At 70.4% G+C, this 4,756-nt stretch carries 3 protein-coding genes and 1 tRNA gene; 2 read left to right on the top strand and 2 right to left on the bottom strand.

Going from position 1 to position 4,756, the window contains the following annotated elements; genetic code table 11:
* Positions 1-55 precede the first annotated feature (55 nt).
* Both QM619_RS16520 and QM619_RS16515 read left to right on the top strand, forming a co-directional pair.
* Complete coding sequence (locus tag QM619_RS16520) at positions 56-1,735, top strand: ABC transporter permease (protein ID WP_415111317.1); 1,680 nt, start codon at positions 56-58, stop codon at positions 1,733-1,735.
* Positions 1,732-2,706, top strand: coding sequence for an ABC transporter ATP-binding protein (locus tag QM619_RS16515; RefSeq protein WP_415111314.1), 975 nt, complete (start codon positions 1,732-1,734; stop codon positions 2,704-2,706). Before QM619_RS16520 ends, QM619_RS16515 begins: the two co-directional genes overlap by 4 nt.
* Here the strand turns inward: QM619_RS16515 and QM619_RS16510 are convergent.
* Positions 2,703-4,313, bottom strand: a complete 1,611-nt coding sequence (locus QM619_RS16510) for a hypothetical protein (protein WP_415111311.1) — start codon at positions 4,311-4,313, stop codon at positions 2,703-2,705. The two genes, QM619_RS16515 and QM619_RS16510, sit on opposite strands and share 4 nt — an antisense overlap.
* Before the next feature lie 313 nt (positions 4,314-4,626).
* Positions 4,627-4,703, bottom strand: a tRNA-Pro gene (locus QM619_RS16505).
* Positions 4,704-4,756: the final 53 nt, after the last annotated feature.

Raw genomic sequence — 4,756 nt, 5'->3', positions numbered from 1 at the left:
GGTCGAGCTTGTCGAGACCACGGAGCGGGGGGCTCGACAAGCTCGACCAACGGGTGTGGCTCGATCGACGGGCCGGGGCCGGGTGCGACCCAGCCCGCTGGCGATCGGGCTGTGGTCGCTGGCCGTGCTGCTGCCGGTCGGATTCCTCGCGGTCTTCTTCGCCTGGCCGGTCGCCGGGCTTGTCGGACGCGGTTTCGTCGTCTCCGGTGGGTTCAGCCTGGACGGCATCGGCGCGGTGCTGTCGGCGCTCCGGACCTGGCGGATCATCGGCCAGACCCTGGGTCAGGCCGCCGCCGGCACCTTGGTCGCGGTGCTGCTCGGCGTCCCGGCCGCCTACCTGCTGTACCGCTGCCGGTTCCCCGGACGCGGCTTGCTGCGGGCCGTGGTCTCGGTGCCGTTCGTGCTGCCGACCGTGGTCGTCGGGGTGGCTTTCCGGTCGCTGTTCGCCGCGCAGGGGCCGCTGGGCTGGCTGGGTTTGGACGAGACGTTCGCCGCCATCGTGGTGGCGCTGGCCTTCTTCAACTATTCGGTGATCGTGCGGACGGTGGGCGTGCTGTGGTCGCGGCTCGATCCGCGCACCGCGGAGGCGGCCCGGATGCTGGGGGCTTCCCCGATTCGGGTCTTCCTGACCGTGACGTTGCCGGCGATCGCGCCCGCGGTGCTGTCGGGGGCATCGCTGGTCTTCCTGTTCTGCGCGACCGCGTTCGGCATCGTGATGGTGATGGGTGGCGTCCGGTTCAGCACCATCGAGACCGAGATCTGGTACCAGACCACCCAGTTACTCGACCTGCCGGCCGCGGCGGCGCTGTCGATCGTCCAGCTGGTCGTGGTGGCGGCCGCATTGCTGATCGCCGGACGCGCCCGCCGGAGCGCCGAACACGCGTTGCGGCTTTCTGGGGACGCCTGTGTCGAGCAGCCATGGCGGGCGCGGCGTGATCTGCTGCCGACGCTGATCACCGGCCTCGTGGTGCTCGGGTTGCTGGTGGTGCCGATGGCGCACCTGGTGGTGCGGTCGTTCGTCACCGCGGACGGCTGGGGCTGGCGCAACTACCAACTCCTCGGCGGCACCGGCGACTCCGGCACGACGGTGCCGGTCTGGACGGCCGCGGTGAACTCGCTGGTGATCGCCGCGCAGGCCAGCGCGATCGCGGTGCTGCTAGGGGTTTTGGTGAGCCTGATCGCGTCTCGGCGGCCGCGCAATCGGGGGCTGGCGGCGGGCGTCGGTCTGCTGGACGCCGCCTTCATGCTGCCGCTGGGGGTGTCGGCGGTAACCGTCGGATTCGGCTTCCTGATCACCCTGAACCGGCCGCCGTTCGATCTGCGGACGTCGCCGATCCTGATCCCGATCGCCCAAGCCATCGTGGCGCTGCCGCTGGTGGTGCGCACCCTGCTGCCGGTGCTGCGTGCCATCGATCCGCGGCAACGGGAGGCGGCCGCCATGCTGGGCGCCGGTCCGGGGCGGGTGCTGGCCACCATCGACGGCGCGCTGGCGCTGCGCGGGCTCGGGCTGGCGATCGGCTTCGCGTTCGCCACCTCGCTGGGTGAGTTCGGGGCGACCTCGTTCCTGTCCCGGCCCGAGCATCCGACGCTGCCGACGGTGATCTTCCGGCTGATCGGCCGCCCCGGCGCCGACAATTTCGGCATGGCCATGGCTGCCTCGGTGATTCTTGCGGTGCTGACCGCCGCGGTGATGGCCGCCGCGGAACTCGTCCGGCCCAGGGAGGCGGAACTGTGAGGGGTCTGCAGGTGCGTGGCGCCGTCGTCCGCTACGGCGACCTGGTCGCGGTGGACGGCGTCGATCTGGCGGTCGAGCCGGGCGAGATCGTGGCGTTGCTGGGGGCGTCCGGCTCGGGCAAGTCGTCGCTGCTGCGCGGCATCGCCGGGCTGGAACCGCTGGCGGCGGGCGAGGTCAGCTGGGACGGCGACGACGTCTCCGCGGTGCCGGTGCACGCTCGCGGCTTCGGGATGATGTTCCAGGACGGCCAGCTGTTCGCCCATCTCAGCGTCGCCGGGAACATCGGCTACGGGCTGTACCGGGAGCCGTGTGTGCGGCGCCGGGCACGGGTGGAGGAGCTGCTGGCCATCGTCGGGCTGCCGGGTTACGGCGGACGCCGGGTCGGCGAGCTTTCCGGCGGTCAGGCGCAGCGGGTGGCGCTGGCCCGCTCGCTGGCGCCGCGGCCCCGGTTGCTGCTGCTGGACGAGCCGTTGTCGGCACTGGACCGGAACCTGCGCGAGCACCTGGTCGGCGTGCTCGGCGAGGTGCTGCGCACCACCGGCACGACCGCGTTCTACGTGACGCACGACCAGGACGAGGCGTTCGCGCTGGCCGACCGGGTCGGTGTGATGGCCGACGGCCAGATGCTGCAACTGGACATGCCGGAGACCTTGTGGCGGCGTCCGGCCTCGCGGCAGGTCGCGGAATTCCTCGGCTATCAGCCGTTCGTCTCCGCCGACGTCGCCGCCCGGTTGGGCCGGGTCCGGGGCGGTGCGGGTGAGCTGGTCGCGATCGGGCCCGCCGGTCTGGTTCTCTCACCGACGGGGGACGAGGTGCCGATCGTCGATCAGCGGCACCACCGCGGTGAGGTGCTGATCGACGTCCGGCTGCCCGACGGCCAGACCGCGACGGTGCGCTCGCCGGAGCGGATGGAGGGGGAGGTGCTGACCGTGGCGCTCGATCCGGCCGGCTGCGCAGTGATCCCGCGCTAGATGCCGGGTGCCTGCTCCACCCAGTTCGAAACTCGTTGCCAGTCGATCACGCGCAGCCAGGTGAGCAGGGCGAGCACCAAGCAGAGGGCCGCCAGCGCGGTGAAGACGATGTAGCCGACGGGATCGTTCTGCTCGTCCAGACTCGATGCGTGGGTGGGGTTCAGCGGGTCGTAGACGATGACGATCGGGTCGCCGGTCTCGGGTTCGCCCCACGGCGCGATCTCGGCGGTGCGGGTGTTGCCGCCCCGCTCGCTGAAGGTGACGGTGAAGCTGTCTTCGTTCACCGTGACCACCTGCGCCGTGGTCTGGACACCGCGGTCGCGCAGCGGGGCATCGGCGATCCAGAACCCGACCGGCAGGGCGAGAACGGCCAGACCGACCACCAGCGCGACCGTCGTGCTGGGGCCGCGGCCGTACCACCAACTCCTCCGCCGCGGCTCTTGCTTCGCGCCCAGTTCGAAGGGATCGCGGCGATCGGTGCCGCGAAGTACCCACCAGCGCCGAATCCCGAGGACGGCGACCGGAACGGTCAGCACGACCAGCGGCAGCCGAATCCAGGTCCACACCGAGATCTCGGTTCCGGTGCGCAGGTCGTCGACGATCAGCACCGCCAATACTGCGCAGAGCAGCAGGGACGCCCCCCAGCCGATCGCGCCCCAGAGCCGACGGCGCGGACTCTGTGTCGATGCCCGTCGCCGTTCGGACGCCGACACGCTGCCGACGATCGCCGTCGTCAGGTTTCCGGCGGGCTGGCTGACCCGGACGTCCGGGGCGTGCGCCAGCTCGATCTCACCGAGCAGGTGCGCGCGAGCGGCGTCCGGAAGGCCGAGCGCGTCAACCAGTTCAGGGAGGACGATGGTCGCCGATGCGTCGGTTGCAAGCGCCTGGACGAGCTGGGGTGTTGCCCGGAAACCGAAGTCGACAAGGGGTTCGACGTCGAGGCGAGCCGGGAACACGACGTCCCGGATCTCGTCGCCCAGCTCACCGGCCGGCAATCGGTCGACGGCGACCAGGCGCCCGGTGACCGACCATTCCCAGTCGGCGACGGGTTCGCCGTCGTAGATGATCCATAGTCGGAGTTCGTCGCCGAGGGTCGCCAGGGCCAGGCCTGCATCGTCGTCCACGACGACGGCCGTGGACGCCCAGACCGGGTCGTCGTGAGGAATCAGCGTCCAGCCGTCGCGGAATACCGCTGAGGCCGGTGCCGCCTGCAGATGGGCGAGCAAGCCGAGGTCCTCGGCCCGGTCGCCACGGACGGCGACCAAGCCACGAGCCGGACGCGGATCGTCGGCCTCCCACGGTGCCGGGCCAATGCCGTCGTCCACTGTCTCGATCCGGCCGTCGCGAACACGGCGGACGACATCCTGCATCAGGTAGGCGTCGGGCATCCGGACGCCCCACTCGCGCAGCGCATCGTCGGGCGATTGCCCCGAGCCGGCGAGCGCGTCGTCCACGGTCGCCGTCCGGGCCAGTACCCAGCCACCGGGAAGCTGTTGGATCCAGCATGAGATGCCCCGCGCCTCAGCCCAGGTCGCGACGTCGTCGGCCGGCGCGCGAAGGAACAACAATGCGGGTTCGACTACGTGTTTTCGTCGTCCGAAGGGCATGGGTGGGATGCTATCGACATGGGTGACGAGGTAGAGGCATGCGGGTGTTCACTCGCGAGTCGCATCGGCGTCCTCTCCACTCGCGGTGATTCCAGTCAGGTGGTCGACTCGCCGGTCTCGATCTCGCGATCGTGATTTCGCGATACCTCGGCGTGCGCCTCCAACGGGCATGCGCGGCGCAGCGCCTTGCCATCGGCTCGACGGCGGGTGTGATGTCGCGGTCTTGGACGAGGAGCCGGACCCCACCCCCAAAACAACTAACGGACCCACGTCTCCGTAGGTCCGTTAGTCGCCGATGTCCTGAGACATCACATGGTCGGGGTGACAGGATTTGAACCTGCGACCTCATCGTCCCGAACGATGCGCGCTACCAAGCTGCGCCACACCCCGATGGCCTCCAGGGCCGACGAGCAGTCTATACGAGTCTCGTCCGATCAGCCATT

The organism is Micropruina sp. (assembly GCF_047606665.1).
GTDB lineage: Bacteria > Actinomycetota > Actinomycetes > Propionibacteriales > Propionibacteriaceae > Micropruina.
This window is presented reverse-complemented; position numbering and strand designations above follow the sequence as displayed.